This is a genomic window from Ruminococcus sp. AF17-12 (assembly GCF_003479245.1).
In the GTDB taxonomy this organism is placed as follows: Bacteria; Bacillota; Clostridia; order Lachnospirales; family Lachnospiraceae; genus Blautia_A; species Blautia_A fusiformis.
Map to the genome: position 1 here is coordinate 180,139 of NZ_QUGY01000002.1, position 23,144 is coordinate 203,282.

Consider the following 23,144-nt stretch of genomic DNA (forward strand, 5'->3'; position numbering starts at 1 on the left):
CACGAAACATTTGTTCCTTTTTATCACCTTCTTTTACTTTATCCCATTGAAAGAAAATTCGTACTATTTTACACATTAAATCGAAATTATGTAACATATCATACCACTTATTGATACATATTGCTATATGATATTACTAAATAATGCAAATAATTAGTAAATATATCCAAAAATTCGACAAAAAAAGACATCTTTCGATGTCTTATAAAAAGTATTATGTATCCTATAAAATGCCTCGCATGACAACGGCGGATATTTTCTAATGAAATGGCAGCTCTTCATCGATACCATCTGGAATATTCATAAAGCCATCTGCAAAATTAGGATCCTGTGTATAGCTTGTTTTGGCATTATTGTTTCCGCGCGGAATCTGGTACCCACCAGTTGGACTACCATATCCTGCACCTGCCGGTCCACCATAAACAGGAGCTGATGGCGATGGCGTATGATAAGAGCCTTGTCCGTAAGCAGAGGCTGATGATGCCGGTGCACGGTATGAACTCTGAGAAGAGGTTTGGGCAGCTGAAGTGTTTGGTGATGGCAATGCTGCATTTGTAGTATTCTGACCACTTCCAGCAGCCGCATAGTTTTGACCATAATTATTGCCCTGATTATTTGGTGTCGGATTTTGATAACTCTGTCCTTGATAACTTTGTCCCTGATTCTGATATCCAGCTTGGTTATTGTTATAAGCAGCTGCACTGGACTGTTTGCTTTCACAAAATGCATGTTCACTTACTACAACCTCAGTAGTACCTACTTTTACCCCATCCCTATTAGTATAATTCCCAGTCTGGATGCTTCCACGAATAGTAATCTTCATACCTTTCTTCAGATATTTTGCGGCAAATGCAGCTCCCTTTATAAATGTTACACAATGAATGAAATCCGCAGTATCTTCTCCTTCTTTTTTGTGATACCGGTCTACTGCCAAAGTATATCTGGCAACAGACACTGAATTACCCTCGTTTCCATACCAGACTTTTGGATCATCGGTAAGACGTCCCTGTAAAATAACTACGTTCATAAATGTCTCCTTTTCTTTCCCTGAAAAGCTTGCTTTTATTTCTAATATGTCATTTTGTATTATATCCAGCCCATTTTTATAAGAAAATTAATTTTCAGCACGTTCTGCGACAAATGCCAAAACCTTCCTATTTAATGCCAGATGTGCCAGCTTTCGTTCACTCAGTGTTTTATCAAGTTCTTCTTCCGAATAAGTACCTCTTTCCAGAAGACTGGATTTGTACTCTGCAATATCGCTGCCGGTAACAGTAATGCCATTTTGATCTGCAATATAAAGAATCAAAAGGTCCATAGAATGTTCTTCCGTGCTATCCATGGATATTGTTTTACCAGCTGCTTCATATTCCTGAGCAAGTTCTGCAGGTGCAATCCCCTTTTCATCTGCTTCTTGCTGGATCTTTTCATAGGTCAGGTCATTCTCTGACTCTTCTTCTGGAATTCCTTTTATGTCTATAGAATCAGCAATTTGCGTCATGACTTCCATAAAGACATTATAGTTGTGCCGCTCTTCTTTTTCTGCCTCCAGCATTTCTTTTATATACTGCTGGTATTCTTTAACAGACTGATACTTTTGATCAGACAGCTTTACTGCAATTTCATCAGTAAGCTGCGGCTGTGTCCGAACAGCTTTCAGGTATACAGTAAAAACCCCCTTTTTTCCAGTCTGTTGTGTAAACGTATCATTATCTGGAAGAGTGAGTTCAAATGTAATGGTATCCCCGAGTTGTTTGCCAATCAGTTTTTCTTCAAATTCTGAAAAATAATTTCCTGCCCCAACATTCAGATTTATATCCTTTTTGCTACCCGGGGCATACTCTTTCCCATCGACGGTGCAGGTAATATCCAGATTCACAAGATCATATTGTTTTATACTGCCTTCTGTTTTATCAATCCAGATTTCCTTTTTTTCATCAGATCCGAGATTCTGGACTGTATTTCATCATTTGTCACTTCCTCAAACTGAGTCTGTTCAACTTTAATGTTGCTGTAATCTCCCAGGGAGATATAATCAGATGCTTTGTATCCAAAATCATACACTTCATCTTTGGATGTTGTGCCCTTAAACTGTATGGTTCCAGCATCGGAAGTAATGGTTGGGGAACCAGATGAGTCTTCAGCCAAAGTTTCCAGTGTTACATTTGTTTCGCCTGTTTTGTTCCCTCCACATCCAGATAAAATACCTGCCATAGAGGTTAACAGGCACAGAAAAAGAACCGTTTTTCTTCGCATTTTAAACTCTCCTTTTCTTTTTAATATGTTATTTTTATGTAAAAACAGCAGAAAACAGAAAAAGGCACTCCCACATTGGAAGTGCCAAGTAAAATACAACTATTTTGTAAGAAGCTCATCTACAGAAGGGTTTTCTACTGCTTTGAGATACTGTTTAAACATATATGCTTCCCGGATGGTATCTCCAGATACGAACATTACTTTAGCCCATTTCTCCTGACTGTTATCAGAAACGATAACTTCCTTACCGCTTTCTACCTTTCCAAGTTTTTCTGAAGTATCAGAAGCTTCTGCACGGACATTCACGTTTGCTGTTGTTACATATAAAGAAGCCGTGCTGGTGAGATCTGATGTTTTTACAGAACCCTCCTGCAAACTCCCATCTTTCACATACTGAATCTGACTCCATCCATCTTTTTCATCCAGTACACGCACCCGCTGTCTCTGTGTAAGAAAGTCGGAGGAATCTTTCAAGCTTGCTTTTGCTGCTACAATCATGATGTTTTCTGTAGAAGGTGCCTCACTCGTATCTTCGGCAGCTTCTGTCTGGTTTTCTGTCTCAACTTCTGAGCTTGCTTCCGTTTCCGTGGCCGGAACCACTTCTTCTGTTGTATCCTCTGAAATATCTGTGATGTTCAGACTGAGGTCTTCAGCTGGCATTGTAAAAGAAACCTTTCCATCCATTTCTTCAGCTGCAAAATCTGTGTCATCTACCCCCATAGCATCCTGGATCACAAAGCCATCGGCTCCTTTTACTGTCACATCGACAGATTCTCCTTCCTTATAAAGAAGTACGGTATACTGATCGCTGGAATACTGATCCGCTACATGTTCCTGATCCATCTCATACGTAATGCCTTCTGTTTTTGGTAAAAGCAGAATATAATCATTGGAATCCGCTGCCAGAACAGGTGTTGTTGTGAGAGATGCTGCTGCCATTAATACAGCAAAAATTTTTACGTTTTTGTTTTTCATTTTGCCTTCCTCCTAAATGTTTCGTGACTAATGTTTTTATTTTTCAAAATTAATATGTCATATTTCCTTGGTGATGGCAGATTTTTATAAGAAAACTTTTGGTTTTGTTTTATGAAGAAAATTACCCGATATCACTTATTAATATTATTTGACACATATTAATAAGTAAGATAAAATTGGAATCAGAAAAGAAAATCTGTTTACGAGGGTAAATATTATGAAAAATTTCGGGGATACACTTATCCGGCTTCGAAAAGAAAAAGGATTATCACGGATAGAATTGATAAAAAAAATGGAACAATTTGGTATTAAAACTACAGAAAACATGCTTGGAAAATGGGAACGGAATTACTCCATCCCAAATGTGCAGCAATTTTTTGCATTATGCGAAGCTCTGGATATAGATAATATCAATGCTGCTTTTCACGTGGCTGAAAAAGAAAATCCGGAGCAGATTCTGAACGAAAAAGGAATGGCACGAGTTAAAGAATACGTCAGACTGCTTAGCAAAGATGCACAGTTCCGCCATTAACGCCCCGAAATAACCTCTTTCTATGAATACAAAAGCAGCCCTGAAAGGCTGCTTTTATAAAAGTAAAGACTTTTATACACAGAATGTCATCTGTCCCATCGGATCCGAAGCATCAACATAGTAGATTCCCTTATCAGAAGAATTTAATGTTCCAATACATTCCATAAGATCATCCATCTGCTCTTCAATAGCTTTGGTTGGCATAATAGCATTAACTGAATAGTGTGCCATATGAATAGTTGCTTCTGAATAATAATCAGAATAGGTCTCATAAAGACGTGGATTTCTCTTCATCAGCTGAAGTCCCTTTTGATATTTGGTTTTGATTTTTCCAACTGTCGTTTTCATCTCACTTGCAATATATTCGTTTGTACAGTTAGAGCACTTCATAAGCACAATCCGGCGGTAATCTTCAGGAAGATCCATGATTGCCTGGTGAAGACTGTCATCCCGTTCTTTCTGGGCAAATAATGCCTCCGGCGTAGCTTCATATTCACAAGCACGGTCCTTTCCTTCATCTGCATCCAGATACTGAAATCTGGTACGTTCAAGATAATTCCATTCTCTCTCGATTGTCTCTCGTTTGAGTTCTGTCATAATAGCAATTTTTTCAATAGATGGTTCCAACCCTTCACTTTTGATATCTGCAATCGCCTGATTGATTTTTTTCTGTATATTATTAAAATGTACGGTAGTGCTGTTATTATGGAAATTGATCTGGGCGGAAATTTCGTGCAGGACAAATTTCGTACAATATGTATTAAATTTGCATCGAGTATCATAGTTCACCATAGCCGTCAAAAGCCCAATGCATCCACACTGATATAACTCTTCTCCGTATTTCTGTGCATAAGAGGTATAATGTCTGTGAATGATATCATATACATACATGCCATAGTTATCAATTACAATATCCTTGGATTTTTTTTCCAGTAAGTCGTTGCCGCTATGATACATCTTCATAACGATATCCATTGGAAACGGCTTTACAGGTCTGTTCGCTGCTTCGCGGAATGCTTCTGTAAGATCCATATTAACATCTAGGATAACAACAGTAGATAATTTTTCCATTAATTTTCCGCAGAATTCTTTTATCAAAATTTCTTTTTTTTCCGAAAAAGCATTTTTTAAAGCTTCTTTTTCTTTAGGTTTTGAAATCCCAGCAAGATCTTTTTCAAACTGCTCTTCTTCTGTCTTGATTGTTTCGGAAAATTCTTTGGAAGCTTCTTTTAAAACAGATGTTACTGTTTCTGGATATACTCCTGAAATATTCGTGGACGCATAATTTTTCAAATCAATGTCAGCTGTTCTAAAAAACATTATGTCCATAACCAGATCTTCTTTTTTCATGCTTTCTTTCCCCCTGATTCCATACCATAAAATTGTGATGATTCCGTGTGCAAAACCAAAATTTTCTATTTATTATAGTAATTAAATTACCATATATAGTAATTAAAGGCAATATATAATTTGATTTAATTTCAAATTTCGGTGTTTAGCACAAAAAAGTAAACCAGAAATCAAGCTGGTTTCGTGTAGGTTTATGCAACTTTTTCCAGTGAATAATCCGTATTCCAAACTACTTCATTTCTATTATGTTTGATTTTTCGATATTTCTCCTAAAATACGACATATTAAAAAGAAAAAAGGAGAATTTTATGGCACAGACACTCTTAAAAGGTTTCCTGGTAAAGAAAGTGACTGCCCTTGCAGACATAGAAACGATTCTGTATGAAATGAGGAATATCGTAGAAAAGCGCGCCTCTGCCGCATATGCGGATTTGGTGCGCTGGCAAGTGGAAAGGATCGTTGACGAAATTGCAACAAACCAGTTCCAGAGACCGGCAGAAGCATCAATCCTTGATGTGGCAGCAGGCGAAGTCCGCCGGAGAATGATTTATTCAGATAAACGTATGCAGTGCACGGAATTTAATATTTCCATAGGTGTTCAGGTGCTGGTAGGAAAATATGAAGGAATACCGGCAGTCTATTTAAAAACTCTCTGTCCAAATGATATCTATTCCAAATATTTGAAGAAAATCCCGGAATTGATACCATTTGATATCAATGAGGATGACCTGAAAGTAAAGAAAGGTGTAAAGAAAGAGTTCTGGGACAGCATCGAAGGAAAATACCAGACAGATATTCCTATCATCGCTTCTCTTCTCAATTATGATGCGATTTCTGTTCATCCGGAAGAATTCAAATTCCGTTCTCCAGCAGACCGCGCATCAGATCTTGCTAAAGAGAAAATCCTAAACCAGCTGCTTTCATCCTATGCCTGCGAGCAGGAAATTGCACCGAACAAGCTAATAGAATATACGCTTCAGAGCATAAACCGGCTGAAATACAGTGATATCCAGGAATTGATGGAAATGGAGAAAAAGCAGCTGGAATCTTTCCTTCCGGAAATTGACTTAGAAATGGTTACGAAGATTGGTAATACGCAGAATTCTGTGATTCCTACTGTACCTGCATCAATGGACTCATCTGAAAATCAGGAAAATATTGATTTTGAAGATTCTGATATAAATAAATCTGAATAGAAAAAAGGACAGCTGCTATGGCTGTCCTTGAATTTTACATACCATCTTCAGGCTGCAATCGCCCATACTCCTCTTTCACGGGAATAGAAAGTATTATACATTTACAATACCTGCCGCACTTTTTCTTTCCAGTGTGAATTTGATTGAGCTTTCTTATGTCCATCTATTTCAGAATAAATATCTGAAAGTCTTGCTTCTCCGCCGACTGCAGTTAGCGCAGCAAACACAACATCTCGCCAAGTAGCTGAAACACTATCCCTGATATCCAGTTCTTTCCGGAATGGATACTGGAAATCCAGAATGTACGGGGCTGCCTTTTTCAGAACCAGAATGTATTCGTGTACCAGTGGTACAAAATTCTTTCTTGTATAGTTCCGTCCGTTGGACACACAGTTATACTGCCGCTTAATGATAATCTGCTCCAGTTCACCTGGTTTCACAATATCTGTCAGCATGGAATATAAATGTCCATTCCTTCTGACATCTCCCATCAGGATTCCCATTCTGGATCCGGCCTCCATGGAAGCAAAATACTTCATGACAACGCTGTTTAATGTCTTTATGAACTCCGGCCAAGGCATTTGTCCAAGATCGTGCCTGGACAGTTCCCCAGATGGATCCGGATACATGCTTCCTGCATATGGGATCCTAAGCTCTGTTCCATATGGCGGATGCATAAACACAAAATCTGCGAATGAAAATGCTTCTGGCACTTCGTCCACAAAAGCGTCCAGGCAGCAGATATTCGGCCTTACCGGATTTGGATTCAGGTCAGCTCCAAAATACCCGATTTTCATGTCCTGGCAGACATCATAACCGGTACCGGAACCGGCAAACAGCTCAGCCATACGCTGCACCTGGTATTTCCAGATCAGGTATGCCTGGACATAACCACTGCAGTTTCCGCGATACTTATTGTCGCCCCAAGGTCCCCTGTCTTTGAAAGACAGGACGCTGGAATCATTTTGTTTTAAAATGTTTTCGATTTCTTCTCTTTTCATAAAGGCTCCTTTTACAGGTGTATTATAGTTAAAAAGATACATACTCAGGTTTTAAACTATATTCGCTTTTATCACATTTCCAGTTACGAATAAATTCTTCTGCTTCTATTATCTTGCCTTCGTCTTTAATAGTCACAGTTAGTCCATTTCTGAGCCCATGATATAAAGATTTTTTTCTGCCATTGCATCTATCACAATCACAAAATGCGTGAAGCTCTATCCTCTTATTTTTAGGTTTTACAATACCCTTCGCATAACAAATTCTATCAAATAAAAACTGTCCCATGATTTTTCCTCCAATTTATGACATCTTTTTATATACACCAGATCTCAGCATATCCCATATCCAACCATCAAAAGTCGGATATCTTCAATCAGATATCCATTGTATTTTTCATATAATTTCTGCATAATCTTTTCTTCCTAGAAATTCTATATATCAGCATAGTACATCCATTATTTCAGAACGAATTCCTCAATCTCAAAACAATCGACATCGTATTGAGGATACCTAATGCACCAACCATCATCATTCCAAGTGCTATTCCTGCAAATACCCCATAGGAACAACAGCTTCTGTTTTTTATCCCGGAAATAATGATTAAGATTAGTGATATGATAGATAACAATACAACGATTACCGTTGACAAAATGTGCATCTGATCCTGAAATGTTCCAGCATATCCGCTGTCACTTAACGGAAACATTCCAAAACCAACTGCAGACACCCACTCCATGATCGTAAATAAATAAACTCCACTTCTTAAAAGCCGGGTTCCTTTTTTCTGAATTCCGAGACACACCATCATGGCACATACCAAAGTACATACATTATACAGACTGCTCAGTTGATTCCATAACCTGAGTGATGGTGCATTGGATGCACTCAGTCACATTGATCTGCATAATTCAAGTACATGTTTTACTTTAATTCCGTCCCGAATAAACCATTAATTGAATATCATTATCCGATGATGGTTTACCAGTAAAATCTCCTGCCCTTTACATGTGAAGTGGATATTCACAATCCACTTCACTAAAATAACTGCCCCGGTAGTTTTTTCTTCTCTTTATAAAGAAACAACTTATCAAATTCTTCGGTTTCCTTTTCGTCTACAAAATATCCCGCTGGTGTCGCATACTCTCCCGTAATACCATCCAGATAGCCAGGAATCAGCTCTCTGCATAAAAAGAAAGTCGCATCCTGCCCTTCTTCCAGTCCATGATAACGAATGTTAAATTCTCTTGCCGGTCTGAATCCACTTTTCCCATAAAAATCAATATTTCCCTCAAAGCAGACTGCACCACAACCAAATTTCGCAGCCTTGTCTAATGAATAATCCAGTAAGACTTTTCCATATCCTTGTCTTTTCAGTTCTGGAGTAATACAAATCGGTCCCATAGTCATAATTGGAATATTTCTTCCATCATCCGCTTTAATACTTGTTCTCATAAACATATTCTGACCGATCAACTTACCATCTTCATCATTTTCATTAAGAAGCATCACAAAATCCAGTTCTGGAACAAATGCCGGATCATTTCGGAGCTGATGCAATACATAATGCTCAAGGCATCCTGGACGATACACATTCCAAAAACTTTCTCTTACCAGATTTTCTACTTTCTGATGTTCTTCCTTTTTCTCTAAACGAATCGTAATATTACTTTTTTCCATTTCTTTTATATCCTTTCAAATTATTCTAGATAAAAAGCCACTAATTTTGATTACTTTGCATTTATCAAAATTAATGGCTCTGCGTCTAAGCGTCTGGCTCTTATGTTTTTTAATTATTGCTATTTCTAATTTCTTCTGTGATTTCGGTCAGCATATGCTCAAACTGACATTTTACTTTCACCTTATCTGATGCTCCATCATACACACTATAATAGAAAAACATATTTGCATAAAATTTAACTGCAGTCTCCTCTGGATTTTCTATTTTCATATTTTTGAACAGATCCTTCACGTATTCTGCCGGTCCAGATACCAGATATTGCTGATACAACTTCTGCATTTCTTCATTTCTAAATTGTTCAAGCGTAAGCATTTTCCGAAATGATGATGCAAAATCATCCTCTGTCCAATACTCAAACATTGATTTGCTGTATCCTACAAAATCTTCTACTGATACGTTCTGATATTCTTCCGGCATTTTCTCAATACTTTCTTCTGGTACTTCATTCTGCCTGGCTTGTTCACTGTCCTGCTGTTCCATTCGTTTCACAATGTGCAAAAATATGTCTCTCTTATTTTCATAATGTCTGTATAACGCTCCTTTAGTCATTCCAAGAACCCCTGCAATCTGACTCACAGATACAGCTTCATATCCATTTTTCGCAAACAAGTGAAGGGCCACAGTCATAATCTCTTCCTTTGTACTTCCCATACATAATCATCTCCCTTACTACAAATAAACGATCGTTTACAGTCCTATTTTGGTAAACGGTCGTTTATTTGTCAAGTCATAAATGATTATTTGAGCAAAAGCACAAGGGATTTTAACGTCCCTTGTGCTTTTCTCTTTTCTTTTTCTGTTTCAGCTCAAGCATTCGTTATTCCGCCGCCTGTTTTATTTTTTTATATATCCCAGATCCGGGTTCTTATAATCCCCTCTGGCTTTTTTCTTTTCCACGTATGGCCCCCACACGTTTGCCTCATCTTTGATACCAACTGTCTCCGGATCAAATAACGGATCAAGCCCTGCATTTTTCTGTTTTTCATAATCTCTGACAATTTTAATAACCTGCGGCGTCAGAAGAAGGATACTGAATGTATTTACCCAGAGCATACAGCCAACTCCGATATCACCCATTGACCAGATCGTATCTCCGTCAATAAGGATTCCGAACAGACAGAAGATCAGGAACAAAATACGTACGATGGTAACTACTACTTTGTTTTCTCCCCACAGATATTTGCAGGTAGACTCCAGCTGATAGGAGTAGGATAACATTGTAGTAAAAATAAAGATAAACAGCATTACTGCCAGAAACATGGCCCCTGTTTTTCCAATTGATACCCTGAGTGCTTCCTGCATGAAAGAAATACCATACTGGATTCCCGGTACCTGTTCTACAAGAAGTACTGCTCCTGTTCCGTCAGCCGCTACATTATATGTACCTGCAAGTAAAATACAAAATCCGGTACAGCTGCACACCAGAAGTGTATCAATATATACAGAAAGTCCCTGTACAAGCCCCTGTTTTACCGGGTGGGAAGTATCGGTTGTCGCTGAGATCAGCGGGCTCATTCCGTTTCCTGCATCATTTGAGAAGAAGCCTCTCTTGATTCCCCATGCCACAGCAGATCCTACAATTCCTCCAAATATTGCATCCTTTCCAAATGCACTGGCAAAAATAGAACCAAACATCCCCGGAATTTCTTTATAATTCATAACAAAAATTGCAATGGTGATCAAGAAATAAATTCCGCACATGATCGGTGCAAGGACTTCTGCAACCTGACCGATACGTTTAATACCGCCCATTGTTACTACTCCAACAATAAGGACCATACCAATTCCAACTACGATAAACGGAATTCCAAATGCTCCTTTGATCGCAGTTGCTGCAGTCTGTGTCTGCATTGCAGGAAGCAGAAAACCAGGTCCAATGAAAACCGCAATACAGAATAATACTGCCAGGATTCTTCCAACCTTCTTATTTTTGAACCCGTTTGACATATAAAATGCCGGGCCGCCTGTTAACTCTCCTAAATTTCTGGTCTTATACGCCTGACCAAGAATACATTCCACAATACCGGTGGAAGCTCCCAGGATTGCTGTTATCCACATCCAGAACAGAGCTCCCGGTCCACCCATAAATATAGCGGTTGCAGTTCCTGCAATATTACCGGTACCGACACGTCCTCCTACGGTTGTCGCAAATGCCTGAAACGCTGAAAGACCGGTATCTTTCTTATTATCTCCCTTTTCTGTCAGACATTTTACCATGTCTTTGAATCTGCGGACCTGAATACCACGTAAACGAACGGTAAACCAGACCGCCGCGCACATCAGGAACACACACATCACCGGATGCCAGATGATGTCATTGATCGCGTTCATTACTGTTACAAATACTTCCATACTCTTTCCTCTCGTCCTTATATATTTAAAACTCTATTCTTTAATTTACTATAATCTGACATTTTTCACAAGTGTTTTCCATATAAAAACCTTTGTTTTTATCAGAAAGACACAGGAATACGTCAAGCGGATATTCGCAATTGAAGCAGGGGACTTACTTGATTTGGGTCAAGCGGATATTCGCAATCCGCTTCGCTACTTGCTCATAACCAAATAACTGCTCCGCAGTTTATTTGGTTAAAAAGGGGAAGCTGACTGTCTTCAGCTTCCCCTTCATATTTAACTACATATAGCTTATTGTTTCTGTTAATTCTTTTCTGCTGTTATGGTTTGGAAGTGCGCCTGTTCCGTCTGCCGCAATTCCAAGATCCAGCAACATCAAAATTTCTTCTTCCTCCGGAAGTCCAAGAGCCTTTGCCAGTTCATCCGGATTGAAAAAATTGATCCAACAGCTGTCAATCCCCTCATTGTAAGCTGCCAGCATCATGTGAGTTGCTACAATACTGGCATCTTCAATCCCGGAATCTCTTTTTCCTCCAGGATATGTGAAAACATTATTCTTATTATATGCTACCACCAAAACAACAGGTGCCTGATAACGGCATGGTGTTGCTTTATCAATTGCTTCCAGTCCCTTTTCAGACTGTACTACATAAATATGCTGTTCCTGAAGATTTTTTGCTGTTGGAGCGACACGTCCGGCCTCCAGGATCTTATCCAGCTTTTCTTTTTTCACTTCCACGTCACTGAATTTTTTGCAGGAATATCTGTTTTTTATTACTTCTGAAAAATCCATTCCAAACCATCCTTCCTATAATTTTTTATTATTTTACCATAAAAACGCAGATGCGCAAACTATCATCTAATACAAATAAATCTTCTTTTCTACAAGTCTGTCCCCTTCATACTGTAATTTTACGGAAAAAAAGCGTTCTTCTCCAGAAAGAAGCAGATCAAGAAATACTTTATCCCCCTCCCATGCAGGCAGTTCAGGCACTTTGGTTTTGTCAACCCAGCAAAGTTGTCCTTCATTACATTCAATCAGTTCTCCTGTATATCTGTCCGCTGTGAAAACACACATAAGCTCAGATTCATATTCATTATTAACAAATGTCACCAGCCCACGAAATTTATAAGATGTAAGTGTTAATCCGGTTTCCTCCTTCACCTCGCGCATAAGACATTCCTCCGGAGTTTCCTGACTTTCTACATGTCCGCCAACACCGATCCATTTTCCACCATTCATGTCATTCTGTTTTTTAATTCTATGAAGCATCAGATATTTGTCATCATTTTCTATATAACATAAAGTGGTTGTCGTCATTTAAATACCTTCTTTCCGTTTAATCACCCTACCACTGCCAACACAATATAAACCAGAATCGAAACAATACAATACAATGAATTTGTTGTAGAAGCATATGCACTGCTTTCTTTCTTTTTCAGAAATGTCTGCATACTGAATGTTGCTGGAGACGACATATATATAATAATTGCCAGATTCAAAAGTCTGGAACTTCCGACCAGATATTTCACAGCTATAAGAACTCCCATTATCATCGCTGCCTGCAAAATAATCCTCAGAAAAATAGTTTTGATACAGGGTCCTATAAGTTCCGGTACCAGTTCCATACTGTACCCAACAACAATAAGGATAATAGGCGTAATTGCAGTTGTCAGAATGCTTTCTGCACTGAGATAGCCAGGACCAAAAGAACTATCCATCAACCGGTTGATCAGCCCCGTCAATCCGGCGATGATTCCAAGAACCGTCCCTATAAAAGCAGGAGTTTTTAATGCACTGTAAAATAAACTTTTTGCATTGATCTTTTCTCCGTTTTCCGTTTGTCCCAGCATTCCCATATACACACTAAAGCCAAAAAGCAATCCTGCAATATCCAGCACCGCAATCTGTGAAAGATTTTCGCTGCCACAAAGGCTTGTATATAAAGGATATGCCATCATTCCGCCTTCATAGATACAGACCAGAAAAGGAAGATATTTTTTATAGGGTTCTTCCATAAATCTCTTCAGCAGGAATCCCACGCCAAATGAAATCAGAAGCATTATGAACATGATCAGCACCAATGTTCCAATCTTTCCACTGTATTTTGCAGTCGCAAGCGCATGAAAAATTGCCACTGGAAGCATAATGTTTGTTACCAGTGTTTTTATGTTATTGACACCATTCTGATCTAAAAGTTTCCACTTTCTACACAGCATTCCAAGAATGATCATAACCAGTACCGGTAAAACAATCTCTAAAACATCCATTTTCTCTGTCATCCTCTCCGTTGTCCTTAATTTTTTATTTCTATCTGTTTCTGTGCATCTGCAAAATTTCCAGCAGCACTTCATATACTTCCATATTTTCCTTTACCACAAGAGCCAGACTCTCTTTCGCCTGGTTCAGAAGATGAAAAAGTCTCCGCACACTGAAATCTTTTTCCGAAGAACACATGAATCTGAGATATCCTTTTTCATCGTAATAATATTGTTCGTCCAGTAATACAACAATCTTCTCCTCGTCTCTCACTGCCTGGGCATCAAGCTGTCCGGATCCCTCTGTCGTCCGCCGCTGATATCCCTGTCTCACAAAATCATTCATAAGATTTTCCGATTCTCGGCCATTACCAGCATACACCACTGCAATATTCGGATACCATCTGGGACTTCTTTTTTCCGGCAGGTGCATCATGTTCTGGATAAAAGTGGAAAGCTCCGCATTGGTACGGATCCGGTTTGTCAGATGAAATTTCTGGAGCCCCGGCAGATTCTCCAGTCTTTCCACAATGCTCCGGTCCAGCTCTTCCGGTGAAATCACATCTTCGGAGTCACTGGAAAAGATCACTGGCCTGTGCTCATTCCATGCAAGCAGAACAGATAATTTTTCCAGGGACAGAAGATGTGCTTCATCCACCAGAATACTGCTGTAACAGCCAAGATCTGTCGTCTTTCTCAACTGATTATCCGCCAGAAAGTCTGTCCGCCGCAGACGTTCATGAAGGAGCTTCCATTCTTTTCCAGCCTCTCCGCAGTGAATGATACAAACCCTCTGTCGTACGGAAAGTTTCATCGCAATATCATAAAGCAGCAATGTTTTTCCTGTTCCGGGAAGTCCGCTGAACCAGAAATATCCTTCTCTTTCTCCACGAATCCGCTTCAGGATCTGTCGTTCAATATCTCTCTGCTGAGAGGTAAGGAAATACTCTTTTTTGAGAAAACGTTCCGGTTCTGTCAGTGGAGAGATCAGATACAGTTCTGCCTGAAACAGCTTTTCAATATCTCCCTCATAGTCCGGGGTTTCTTTCTCCAATGCATTACAAAGCTGTTTCCAGTCTCCCTCCACAATATGATCGTGATTGGTCAGTCTCACCAGACGGTCTTCACTGCTGATATAAGTATACGACAGGATCGGTTTCCCGAAAACGGACAGATAATACCGGTTCTGGATCAGCTGTCTCCGGATGGCCTCGTCCGATACGCTGCCGCTTTTCAGTTCAATATTCACAATCTGGTCATCTTTGATCTGAAGAAGGTCAAACTCCTTTCCAAGCTTCGGAATCTGAAACGAATAAAAAAAACGGAGTTTATATACTTCTTCCATATGTAGTTCCAGCTGTTTCACCAACGCTTTCATACTTTCCAGTTCCCACTCTTTAATCCGGAGGAAAAAATCTCTGCCAGAAAGCTGACGCTCCAATTTCTGGATACATTCCATATTCTGATTTCTTGTAAGTGCATAGATCGATATTGCTTTCATATTTTGCCCCTTACTTTACCGTTCATTTCTTTATCCGCAGTGTCCTTAAATATTCCTTCTGCTCCGATGTAATCCGGTAACTTTCAATGGCCTTCTGTATCGTCTTGTTATGAGTCCAGACATCCATCTGACGCTTTTCCAGGAAAGGAAGAACGTTCTCATACTGTTTTGCCAGAGCTGTGGCAAAATACCAGGCACGCATCATATTTACATAATATTCTTCCGACCGGATCGCTGCTACTTTTTCAGGATATTCTGTTTTAAATTCTTCATCCAGATAATGGCGCATCAGCATACTGATCCCAAACCGGATGGTATACGGCTGATCCGATTCTATCCAGCGAAAAACTTCCCGGATAAATATATCCCGGTGTTTTTTCATCATATGGAGCGCCAGCAGATCACAGGTTGCCCAGTTATCAATAAACGGGAGAAAACGCTCCAGTTCTTCCAGACATTTATCATAGTCTCTGATCTGTTCGATCAGCAGTCCATGGAGATTATTTTCCTCATAATACTGATGAGGTAAAACCTTCAGGAACAATTCAGATTCTTCTGTTTTTCCAACCTCTTTTGCAAATTTCCGGAGTATCGGTGTCCGGATACCGATGATCTTTTCTTTCTCCACAGTCGGAATCAGCCTTGCATGAAAATCCCGATATCCTGTATCCTGCATTTCGAACAGTCTTTTCCGAACATCCCGGATCATCTCTTCCTGATTCATTTATCATCCCCGCCTTTTACACCAAAGATCGCGATCAGAGAACTTACAAGCAGAAGCATGGGATAAAACAGTTTCGGCATGATCTGAAAAGCAGAAAGCTCAAATCCCAGTTCCTTTGCCGCAGAAATGGCAACCAGCATCTGGGCTCCATACGGGATCACCCCCTGGAAAATACAGGAAAATGTATCCAGGATAGAAGCTGTCTTTCTGGAAGTGATCTTATATTCCAGCGCCATTTCCTTTGCAATGGGGTTGGCCATAACAATGGCTACCGTATTATTGGCTGTTGCGATATCCATGGCTCCAACCAGAAGTCCCATACCGAGAAGTCCGCCCTTTTTCCCTTTAAAAACTCTCTGTATTCCGGAGAGCAGTGCTTCAAAGCCTCCATGCTCACGGATCAGCGCACACATGGCTGCTACAAGGATAGCCACCATGCAGGTCTCGAACATTCCGGAAACACCGGATCCGATATTGGTCAGAAGCTCCACCGGCGTGATATGTCCTCCAAGAAGCATAATAAATGCTCCGGAGACAATTCCGATCAGAAGTACCACAAATACATTGATACCGATAATCCCGCCGATCAGCACCAGAACATACGGAAGGATCTGCACAAGATGATAATCCTGTACCACTCTTCCCTGGATCTCTGTCTGAAAAGACAGAATAAGGATCAGGAGCAGTGTAACAACAGCTGCCGGAAATGCGATCCAGAAGTTTTCCCGGAATTTATCTTTCATCTGACAGCCCTGACCGTTGCAGGCTGCGATCGTGGTATCAGAAATAAAAGAAAGGTTGTCTCCAAACATGGCTCCTCCCATCACCGATGCCACGCAAAATGCCATATCAAAACCGGAAGCTTTGGAAACCGCTACCGCAATAGGGGTAAGAAGCGTGATCGTCCCAACGGAAGTTCCCATAGCCACAGATACGAAGCAGGCAACTACAAACAATACCGCAACAGAAAAACGTGCCGGTATCAGAGAAAGCATACAGTAGGCCACACTTTCTGCACTGCTGCGCCCCACAACGCCCACAAAAGAGCCTGCGGTCAGAAAGATCAGAAGCATGGTGATGATATTTTTATCTCCTACTCCTTTTGCCATAAGCTCCAGCTTTCTGTCAAAGCTGATCGTTCTGTTCTGAACACATGCCACCAGGATCGCAGACAGAAAAGCCACAACGATCGGTACATTATAAAATCCCATAGGGATCTTCATCACATACTCAAACAAAATCCCCAGTCCCAGATACAGGACCAGAAAAACACCGATAGGCAGCAGTGCGATCACATTTCCTTTTTTCTTCATTTCCTCCATAAAACAATTCCCTTCATCACTTATTATATTCCCGTTTTTTTTCTCCGGGTGATCTGTTTTCTATCATATCATATTTCCCCATTCCTGTCCTGCTGCTGACGGAAACTTCTTCATATTTCCGTCACGATCCTGTTATCTCTGATATTTTTTATCTTATTTAACAAGATTTTCACCAATTAAATCGTTCCTTCCGTTGAAATCCAGAGCTTTTTTCAGTATAATTGGCTGTAGACAATTGTGAAAAAGATATCCGAGGGATTTATGTTGATATCTCTGATCACAGTCATTAAAGGAGGAATATGATTATGGCAACATGGAAAAATCTGGACACTCTTGCTTCTTACAGCAAACTTAACGGTCTGAAAGATCACGTGAACATTGCAGAGGCAATGTCCGGCGAGCAGGGTGCAGAACGTGTAAAGAAGTACAGCGTACCGATGGCAGCAGGTCTGGCTTACAATTACGCAGCTAAGGAAGTGGACGAGACCGTTCTTGACGCACTTTCCAAACTGGCTGATGAGGCAGAACTGATCGAAAAATTCCAGGAATTATATAACGGCGCAGTGATCAACACAGGCGAAAAACGTATGGTCCTTCATCATCTTGCACGTACACAGCTTGGCGAGCCTGTTGTTGTTGACGGTGTGGACAAGCGAGAATTCTATGTAGCTCAGCAGAAGAAAGCTGCAGATTTTGCAAACAAAGTACATGCAGGCGAGATCACAAATGAAGCCGGTGAGAAATTCACTACGGTTGTACAGATCGGTATCGGCGGAAGTGACCTGGGACCGCGTGCATTATATATCGCACTTGAGAACTGGGCAAAGGCAAACAACACCTTCAAGATGAAAGCAAAATTCATCAGCAACGTTGACCCGGATGATGCAGCTGCTGTTCTTGCATCTGTAGATCTTGCTCACTCTCTTTTCATCGTTGTATCCAAATCCGGTACAACACTTGAAACTCTGACAAATGAGGCATTCGTAAAAGACGCCCTTACAAAAGCGGGCCTGAACCCGTCCAGACATATGCTTGCTGTAACCAGTGAGACCTCTCCTCTTGCAAAGAGTGATGAGTACCTTACCGCTATTTTCATGGACGACTATATCGGCGGACGTTACTCTTCCGTTTCCGGCGTAGGCGGAGCGATCCTTTCCCTTGCATTCGGACCGGAAGTATTCGCAGACATCCTTGACGGAGCTGCCGAAGAGGATAAGCTTGCAACAAATAAGAACATTCTTGAGAACCCGGATATGCTGGATGCCCTGATCGGCGTTTATGAGAGAAATGTACAGGGATATCCTTCTACTGCAGTTTTACCATACTCACAGGCATTAAGCCGCTTCCCTGCTCATCTCCAGCAGTGTGATATGGAGTCTAACGGTAAATCTGTAAACCGCTTTGGTGAGCCGGTGGATTATGTGACCGGGCCAGTGATCTTTGGTGAGCCAGGAACCAACGGACAGCACTCCTTCTACCAGCTTCTGCATCAGGGAACCAATATTGTTCCGCTTCAGTTCATCGGCTTTAAGAAGAGCCAGCTTGGTGTTGATGTTGATATCGAGAACAGCACAAGCCAGCAGAAGCTCTGTGCAAACGTTGCAGCACAGATCGTTGCTTTTGCATGCGGAAAAGAAGATGAGAACCTGAACAAAAACTTCAAGGGCGGACGTCCTTCCAGTATCATTGTTGGTGAAGAACTTACACCGAAGTCTCTGGGTGCGCTTCTTGCACACTTTGAGAACAAGATCATGTTCCAGGGCTTTGTATGGAACCTGAACAGCTTTGACCAGGAGGGTGTACAGCTTGGTAAGGTTCTTGCAAAACGTGTTCTCGCTCATGATACAGACGGAGCACTGAAAGTTTACAGTGATCTTCTTGATATCTGATAAACAGATAGGTACCGTCCCGGAAAATGTTTTTTCGGGACGGTTTTTCTGTATATGTGACCTTAACCGGGAAAGGAAATCTTAAATATGCAGCAGATAAAAATGATCGGTCTTGATCTGGACGGAACTCTTCTGAATACAAAAAAAGAACTCACAGAAAATACCAGGCGCGTTCTCAGGGAAGCTATTGATGCAGGTATCCTTGTTCTGATGGCTACCGGCCGGCCATATACCGGCATTCCCGCGGAACTGAGAAATTTTCCGGGAATTCACTATGCTCTCACCTCCAACGGAGCCAGAGTCCTTGATACAGACCATAATAAACTTCTTATCGAGCAGCTTCTTCCCATGGAAAGTGCAAAAAAAGCTCTCCGTATCTTTGAAAAGTATGATACTTTAAGTGAGATCTATTTTGACGGCCAGGGATATGCAGACGCTGCCAAGCTTGATAATGTAGGAAAATACCATCACGACCCTAATATGTGGAATTATGTCCGTACTACCCGTATCGCGGTTCCGGACATCCAGGATGTCATTATAAAAGAAAACAGAAGCATGGATAAAGTCCAGGCGCTTTTTGCAGACATGGAGGAACGTGCCGCCGCCTGGAAGGAATTAAGTGAACTTAAGGAGCTGGAGCTTGTAGGCTCCTTAAGCTACAATATTGAGATCAACGCCGCCGGTGTCAACAAAGGAACCGCTCTTGTTGCTCTTGGCGAAATGCTGGGAATCCCAAGGGAATCCATTATGGCATGCGGAGACGGTGACAACGATGTCCATCTTCTCCGGGAAGTCGGTTTTGGCGTAGCCATGGCCAATGCACAGCCCCAGGTAAAAAAAGCAGCCGATTATATTACTGCTTCCAATGACGAAGACGGTGTAGCACGCGCCATTGAAAAGTTTGCGCTACACCGATGAGATATTCTATTATGTATGCCAAAAAGGAACCGACAGTTTTTACGCTGTCGGTTCCTTTTTTAGAATGGGATTGAATAGCGGTACATTCACATTCGATCAATATTCATAGTTTCCTGCCGGCTGTTTGATCCTGGTAAGAAGATCATGCCAGGACTGATCCCAGATATACCATTTTCCGGTTTTTGAGTGCTTATATGTACAGATCCATCTGGAACTGTCGCTGCCTGCAAAATCAGTAAATGATCTGTAGATCGCAGGAGTGGTCTGGGTCGGTTCAAAATACGGGATATCTTCACTGATGGAATTTCCCTTACCCGGAAGTGTGTCCTGTCTTAACGTAATGGAAATCGGTTTAGACGGAGTATAATTGTTGGCCGGAGTTGCTCCGTTCAGGTAAGAATTGCCAAGATATTTATATCCGTTATCCGCTTTCATACGATCTCTCAAAAAGTTTTTGTAATACTGAGTCATCTCTTTATTGTTGAGATAAGAAATCATCTCCTCGCAGTCCGTCGGATTGGTCGGTGTCCAGGTACGATATGCAAGGATCAGAAGAGCCATGGTCTTATAGCGTCCGTCTGCCGTTGTGATATCATACTGTTTCAGCTCCTCTGCATTGGTCGGGATCGTGGTAAAGGTGTAAGTATAGGTATTTATCGTTACATTAATAACTTCCTTCTGTCCTTTATCATTGGTGATCTCTTTTTTTGCAGATTTAGTTCCTTTTGTAAGAACCGGCTCCACCTGTTTCTTTACTGTCTGTGTCACGTGAACAGTACAGCTGCCTCGCCAGGTACTCTTATCCCGGACCTGGATCTTTGTTGTTCCCACATTCACTGCCGTTACTTTGCCTTTACTGTCTACAGTTGCAACAGATGTATCATCACTGGTCCATACAAGAATCTCTTTATAATTCTTTACCTGAAGCTGTCTCACATCACCTTTATTCATATTTAAGGTGGTGGCACTTAAAGATGGTTTCGGCACCGGTGTAGGTGTCGGCTTCGGTTTCGGTTTCTGCGCTGCTTTTACTGTAACCTTACAGTTGAATTTCTTTGTATTTGCCTTCGCTGTGATCACTGCTGTTCCTTTTTTCACTGCGGTGATCTTTCCTTTGGAATCCACACGTGCGATCTTCGGATTGGAAGAAGAATATTTCACCTTCACAGTTGTTCCTGTCAATTTAATGGCACTGGATTTCTTTTCTATTAATGTCAGCGATGTCCTGCTGAGCTTCGGTGTTTCTACCTTTACAACACATTTATACGTTTTTTTGCTTACCTTTGCATAGATCGTTGCGGAACCTTTATTTTTGGCAACCACCTGACCTTTGCTGTTTACGGTCGCAACACTCTTTTTGGAAGATCTCCAGGCAACCTTCTGCCTGGTTCCGGTAACCTTAAGTGTTGTCTTCTCACCTTTTAAAAGAGTTACTTTTGTTCTGTTCAGTTTTGGTGCGGCGCTGACCGTCACACTTCCAAATGCCATCGTAAAAATAAGGCTGATCAGCAGCACAAAACACAACAGATTTTTTTTCTTTTTCATTCTGATTTCCCCCTTTCCGGTAAAACGTATATTTACGTCATATATTGCTTTAATCACATTTTAGAGGAAATCCCTTATAAAAACACTAGCACTTATGATAGTATCCTTGTAAATATGATTGTTTATATTCTTTCATCGCCCATACCGGGGCTTATTGTCAGAAAACAAAAAATAAAACAGGACTGATTTTTGATACAGATACTTGAAATCAAAAGTTTCATCTGTTTAAAAATCAGTCCTGTTATATAAAAAATATCATGGTTGATCCGTAATAGCAGGCAGATCAAGGCATTCGCTATCTGCTCATAATGATACAGTCACGTAACATCGCCAGTGCATGCGCTGTAGTCTGCTCGCGGACCCGCATGCGATTTCCTGTAAAGTGGAACTCTTTGGCAATAGCCTTGCCCTTATAGCAGCAGCCCATAAATACAGTACCAACCGGAGTTTCCTTTGTTCCGCCTCCCGGTCCTGCCAGACCCGTCACGGAAATACTGATGTCTGCTCCGGATGCTTTGCAGGCGCCCTTTGCCATTTCTCTGGCACATTTGGCGGAAACTGCCCCCTGCTCCTTCAGAGTACGCTTCTTCACTCCCAGACATTTATGCTTGGCCTTGTTACTGTAAGTCACAAAGCCATAGCCAAACACCTCAGACGCACCGGATACATTGACAATGCGCTGGGCGATCATACCGCCGGTAAGCGATTCCGCCAGGGAAAGCTTCAGATCTTTCTCTTTCAGAAGATCGATCACCGCTTCCTCCAGTGTCTTGCTCTCATCTGTGGCGAAAACATTCTCTCCAAAACGCTTCTTTAGCTCCTTGACAACCGGTTTGATCAGCTTTCTGCAGGCCTTTTCATTCTCTGCGCTTGCTGTCACACGAAGATGCACTTCACCGGTTTTTGCATAAGGTGCAATGGTAGGATTGGTCTGGCTTTCGATCAGATCCTGGATTTCCTCTGCTACCTGACTCTCACCGATCCCGCTAATCTTTACCATCTGGGACACAATGATCTCCGGCTGGTTTTTCTGCAGATATGGGACCACGTACTCCTCGAACATGGGCTTCAGCTCATTGGGAGGTCCAGGAAGAAGGATCGCGGTTTTTCCTTTTTTCTCAAGGATCAGTCCCGGAGCAGTTCCGTTATGATTGTCAAGAACAATGGCTCCCTCAGGAACCATGGCCTGTTTATAGTTGTTCTTCGTGATACGTCTCTGAGGATTGTTTTTCTCATATTCCTTCAGATATTTATCGATCAGTTTTCTTGAGTGGGAATCTTCCTTAAGAGGCATTCCCATCAGATCCGCAGTTACTTCCTTGGTGATATCATCCTCTGTTGGTCCAAGACCTCCGGTGAGGATCACAACATCGGAACGATCCAGTGCAGTACGGATCACGTCACGCATACGGCCTTCATTATCACCTACTACATCCTGATAGTAAACACTTAACCCAAGCAGGGCGCATTTTTCAGAAAGATAGGCGCTGTTGGTATTTACGATATTTCCTAGAAGGATCTCGGTTCCTACGGATATCAGTTCTGTGATCATGAAAAGAAACTCCTTTCGTATACTCTGATC

General features: G+C 41.1%; 23 protein-coding genes. 4 read left to right on the forward strand and 19 right to left on the reverse strand.

Features of this window, described 5'->3' with window-relative positions; translation table 11 throughout:
* Window positions 1–259: 259 nt before the first annotated feature.
* The 4 genes from DWW77_RS02940 to DWW77_RS02955 form a co-directional block, all read right to left on the reverse strand.
* Complete coding sequence (locus tag DWW77_RS02940) at window positions 260–1,027, reverse strand: single-stranded DNA-binding protein (protein ID WP_118608029.1); 768 nt, start codon at window positions 1,025–1,027, stop codon at window positions 260–262.
* Window positions 1,028–1,114: 87 nt separating this feature from the next.
* Window positions 1,115–1,879, reverse strand: a complete 765-nt coding sequence (locus DWW77_RS02945; protein ID WP_118608030.1) for a trigger factor — start codon at window positions 1,877–1,879, stop codon at window positions 1,115–1,117.
* Between the two features lie 14 nt (window positions 1,880–1,893).
* Window positions 1,894–2,256, reverse strand: coding sequence for a hypothetical protein (locus tag DWW77_RS02950; RefSeq protein WP_118608031.1), 363 nt, complete (start codon window positions 2,254–2,256; stop codon window positions 1,894–1,896).
* A 99-nt stretch (window positions 2,257–2,355) separates the two neighbouring features.
* Window positions 2,356–3,231, reverse strand: coding sequence for an SH3 domain-containing protein (locus tag DWW77_RS02955; protein WP_118608032.1), 876 nt, complete (start codon window positions 3,229–3,231; stop codon window positions 2,356–2,358).
* 217 nt (window positions 3,232–3,448) lie between these two features.
* Between DWW77_RS02955 and DWW77_RS02960 the strand changes: the two genes are divergently transcribed.
* Window positions 3,449–3,763 carry a helix-turn-helix domain-containing protein gene (locus tag DWW77_RS02960; protein WP_118608033.1) on the forward strand — a complete coding sequence of 105 codons (315 nt, stop codon included), beginning with the start codon at window positions 3,449–3,451 and terminating at the stop codon, window positions 3,761–3,763.
* Window positions 3,764–3,835: 72 nt separating this feature from the next.
* On the opposite strand, the gene DWW77_RS02965 is transcribed toward DWW77_RS02960, so the two are convergent.
* Window positions 3,836–5,113, reverse strand: a complete 1,278-nt coding sequence (locus DWW77_RS02965) for a sigma-70 family RNA polymerase sigma factor (RefSeq protein ID WP_118608034.1) — start codon at window positions 5,111–5,113, stop codon at window positions 3,836–3,838.
* Window positions 5,114–5,421: 308 nt separating this feature from the next.
* Here DWW77_RS02965 and DWW77_RS02970 point away from each other — a divergent pair, with 308 nt between their 5' ends.
* Window positions 5,422–6,309 carry a hypothetical protein gene (locus tag DWW77_RS02970; protein ID WP_118608035.1) on the forward strand — a complete coding sequence of 296 codons (888 nt, stop codon included), beginning with the start codon at window positions 5,422–5,424 and terminating at the stop codon, window positions 6,307–6,309.
* 101 nt (window positions 6,310–6,410) lie between these two features.
* Here DWW77_RS02970 and DWW77_RS02975 read toward each other — a convergent pair whose 3' ends face one another.
* The 12 genes from DWW77_RS02975 to DWW77_RS03030 all read right to left on the reverse strand — a co-directional run bounded on the left by DWW77_RS02975 (window position 6,411) and on the right by DWW77_RS03030 (window position 17,210).
* Entirely contained in the window at window positions 6,411–7,310 is a 900-nt protein-coding gene (locus DWW77_RS02975) for a DNA methyltransferase family protein (RefSeq protein ID WP_147419578.1), read from the reverse strand.
* A gap of 28 nt (window positions 7,311–7,338) precedes the next feature.
* On the reverse strand, window positions 7,339–7,596 hold the full coding sequence (locus DWW77_RS02980; RefSeq protein ID WP_118608037.1) for a hypothetical protein: 258 nt from the start codon (window positions 7,594–7,596) through the stop codon (window positions 7,339–7,341).
* Window positions 7,597–7,771: 175 nt separating this feature from the next.
* Window positions 7,772–8,200, reverse strand: a complete 429-nt coding sequence (locus DWW77_RS02985; protein WP_118608038.1) for a DUF998 domain-containing protein — start codon at window positions 8,198–8,200, stop codon at window positions 7,772–7,774.
* A 146-nt stretch (window positions 8,201–8,346) separates the two neighbouring features.
* Window positions 8,347–8,988, reverse strand: coding sequence for a GNAT family N-acetyltransferase (locus DWW77_RS02990; protein WP_118608039.1), 642 nt, complete (start codon window positions 8,986–8,988; stop codon window positions 8,347–8,349).
* Between the two features lie 109 nt (window positions 8,989–9,097).
* On the reverse strand, window positions 9,098–9,700 hold the full coding sequence (locus DWW77_RS02995) for a TetR/AcrR family transcriptional regulator (protein ID WP_118063880.1): 603 nt from the start codon (window positions 9,698–9,700) through the stop codon (window positions 9,098–9,100).
* 183 nt (window positions 9,701–9,883) lie between these two features.
* Window positions 9,884–11,401, reverse strand: coding sequence for an alanine/glycine:cation symporter family protein (locus DWW77_RS03000; RefSeq protein ID WP_021978059.1), 1,518 nt, complete (start codon window positions 11,399–11,401; stop codon window positions 9,884–9,886).
* A 283-nt stretch (window positions 11,402–11,684) separates the two neighbouring features.
* A complete protein-coding gene (locus DWW77_RS03005) occupies window positions 11,685–12,197 on the reverse strand; it encodes a nitroreductase family protein (protein WP_021978060.1) in 513 nt (170 codons plus the stop codon).
* A 66-nt stretch (window positions 12,198–12,263) separates the two neighbouring features.
* On the reverse strand, window positions 12,264–12,725 hold the full coding sequence (locus tag DWW77_RS03010) for an NUDIX hydrolase (RefSeq protein ID WP_021978061.1): 462 nt from the start codon (window positions 12,723–12,725) through the stop codon (window positions 12,264–12,266).
* A gap of 23 nt (window positions 12,726–12,748) precedes the next feature.
* The gene (locus DWW77_RS03015; RefSeq protein ID WP_118608069.1) at window positions 12,749–13,675 is read right to left on the reverse strand and encodes an AEC family transporter; all 927 of its coding nucleotides are present in this window, start codon (window positions 13,673–13,675) and stop codon (window positions 12,749–12,751) included.
* Between the two features lie 40 nt (window positions 13,676–13,715).
* A complete protein-coding gene (locus DWW77_RS03020; protein ID WP_021978063.1) occupies window positions 13,716–15,164 on the reverse strand; it encodes a P-loop NTPase family protein in 1,449 nt (482 codons plus the stop codon).
* A gap of 22 nt (window positions 15,165–15,186) precedes the next feature.
* Window positions 15,187–15,888 carry a DNA alkylation repair protein gene (locus DWW77_RS03025; protein ID WP_118608040.1) on the reverse strand — a complete coding sequence of 234 codons (702 nt, stop codon included), beginning with the start codon at window positions 15,886–15,888 and terminating at the stop codon, window positions 15,187–15,189.
* On the reverse strand, window positions 15,885–17,210 hold the full coding sequence (locus DWW77_RS03030; RefSeq protein ID WP_118608041.1) for a Na+/H+ antiporter NhaC family protein: 1,326 nt from the start codon (window positions 17,208–17,210) through the stop codon (window positions 15,885–15,887). The genes DWW77_RS03025 and DWW77_RS03030 overlap by 4 nt, the downstream gene beginning before the upstream one ends.
* A 305-nt stretch (window positions 17,211–17,515) precedes the next feature.
* Here DWW77_RS03030 and DWW77_RS03035 point away from each other — a divergent pair, with 305 nt between their 5' ends.
* Both DWW77_RS03035 and DWW77_RS03040 read left to right on the forward strand, forming a co-directional pair.
* Window positions 17,516–19,099 (forward strand): glucose-6-phosphate isomerase, encoded by a 1,584-nt coding sequence (locus tag DWW77_RS03035; RefSeq protein ID WP_114001598.1) that lies wholly within the window; start codon window positions 17,516–17,518, stop codon window positions 19,097–19,099.
* Window positions 19,100–19,186: 87 nt separating this feature from the next.
* A complete protein-coding gene (locus tag DWW77_RS03040; protein WP_114001597.1) occupies window positions 19,187–20,017 on the forward strand; it encodes a Cof-type HAD-IIB family hydrolase in 831 nt (276 codons plus the stop codon).
* A 96-nt stretch (window positions 20,018–20,113) separates the two neighbouring features.
* On the opposite strand, the gene DWW77_RS03045 is transcribed toward DWW77_RS03040, so the two are convergent.
* Window positions 20,114–21,562 carry an Ig-like domain-containing protein gene (locus tag DWW77_RS03045; RefSeq protein ID WP_114001596.1) on the reverse strand — a complete coding sequence of 483 codons (1,449 nt, stop codon included), beginning with the start codon at window positions 21,560–21,562 and terminating at the stop codon, window positions 20,114–20,116.
* Window positions 21,563–21,857: 295 nt separating this feature from the next.
* Window positions 21,858–23,114, reverse strand: a complete 1,257-nt coding sequence (locus tag DWW77_RS03050; protein ID WP_114001595.1) for a competence/damage-inducible protein A — start codon at window positions 23,112–23,114, stop codon at window positions 21,858–21,860.
* Window positions 23,115–23,144 lie beyond the last annotated feature (30 nt).

Coding starts and splice junctions, on each gene's coding strand:
- DWW77_RS02940 (WP_118608029.1), bottom strand. CDS start 1,027: ATGAACGTAGTTATTTTACAGGGACGTCTTACCGATGATCCAAAAGTC.
- DWW77_RS02950 (WP_118608031.1), bottom strand. CDS start 2,256: ATGCGAAGAAAAACGGTTCTTTTTCTGTGCCTGTTAACCTCTATGGCA.
- DWW77_RS02955 (WP_118608032.1), bottom strand. CDS start 3,231: ATGAAAAACAAAAACGTAAAAATTTTTGCTGTATTAATGGCAGCAGCA.
- DWW77_RS02960 (WP_118608033.1), top strand. CDS start 3,449: ATGAAAAATTTCGGGGATACACTTATCCGGCTTCGAAAAGAAAAAGGA.
- DWW77_RS02965 (WP_118608034.1), bottom strand. CDS start 5,113: ATGAAAAAAGAAGATCTGGTTATGGACATAATGTTTTTTAGAACAGCT.
- DWW77_RS02970 (WP_118608035.1), top strand. CDS start 5,422: ATGGCACAGACACTCTTAAAAGGTTTCCTGGTAAAGAAAGTGACTGCC.
- DWW77_RS02975 (WP_147419578.1), bottom strand. CDS start 7,310: ATGAAAAGAGAAGAAATCGAAAACATTTTAAAACAAAATGATTCCAGC.
- DWW77_RS02980 (WP_118608037.1), bottom strand. CDS start 7,596: ATGGGACAGTTTTTATTTGATAGAATTTGTTATGCGAAGGGTATTGTA.
- DWW77_RS02990 (WP_118608039.1), bottom strand. CDS start 8,988: ATGGAAAAAAGTAATATTACGATTCGTTTAGAGAAAAAGGAAGAACAT.
- DWW77_RS02995 (WP_118063880.1), bottom strand. CDS start 9,700: ATGGGAAGTACAAAGGAAGAGATTATGACTGTGGCCCTTCACTTGTTT.
- DWW77_RS03000 (WP_021978059.1), bottom strand. CDS start 11,401: ATGGAAGTATTTGTAACAGTAATGAACGCGATCAATGACATCATCTGG.
- DWW77_RS03005 (WP_021978060.1), bottom strand. CDS start 12,197: ATGGATTTTTCAGAAGTAATAAAAAACAGATATTCCTGCAAAAAATTC.
- DWW77_RS03010 (WP_021978061.1), bottom strand. CDS start 12,725: ATGACGACAACCACTTTATGTTATATAGAAAATGATGACAAATATCTG.
- DWW77_RS03015 (WP_118608069.1), bottom strand. CDS start 13,675: ATGGATGTTTTAGAGATTGTTTTACCGGTACTGGTTATGATCATTCTT.
- DWW77_RS03020 (WP_021978063.1), bottom strand. CDS start 15,164: ATGAAAGCAATATCGATCTATGCACTTACAAGAAATCAGAATATGGAA.
- DWW77_RS03025 (WP_118608040.1), bottom strand. CDS start 15,888: ATGAATCAGGAAGAGATGATCCGGGATGTTCGGAAAAGACTGTTCGAA.
- DWW77_RS03030 (WP_118608041.1), bottom strand. CDS start 17,210: ATGGAGGAAATGAAGAAAAAAGGAAATGTGATCGCACTGCTGCCTATC.
- DWW77_RS03035 (WP_114001598.1), top strand. CDS start 17,516: ATGGCAACATGGAAAAATCTGGACACTCTTGCTTCTTACAGCAAACTT.
- DWW77_RS03040 (WP_114001597.1), top strand. CDS start 19,187: ATGCAGCAGATAAAAATGATCGGTCTTGATCTGGACGGAACTCTTCTG.
- DWW77_RS03045 (WP_114001596.1), bottom strand. CDS start 21,562: ATGAAAAAGAAAAAAAATCTGTTGTGTTTTGTGCTGCTGATCAGCCTT.
- DWW77_RS03050 (WP_114001595.1), bottom strand. CDS start 23,114: ATGATCACAGAACTGATATCCGTAGGAACCGAGATCCTTCTAGGAAAT.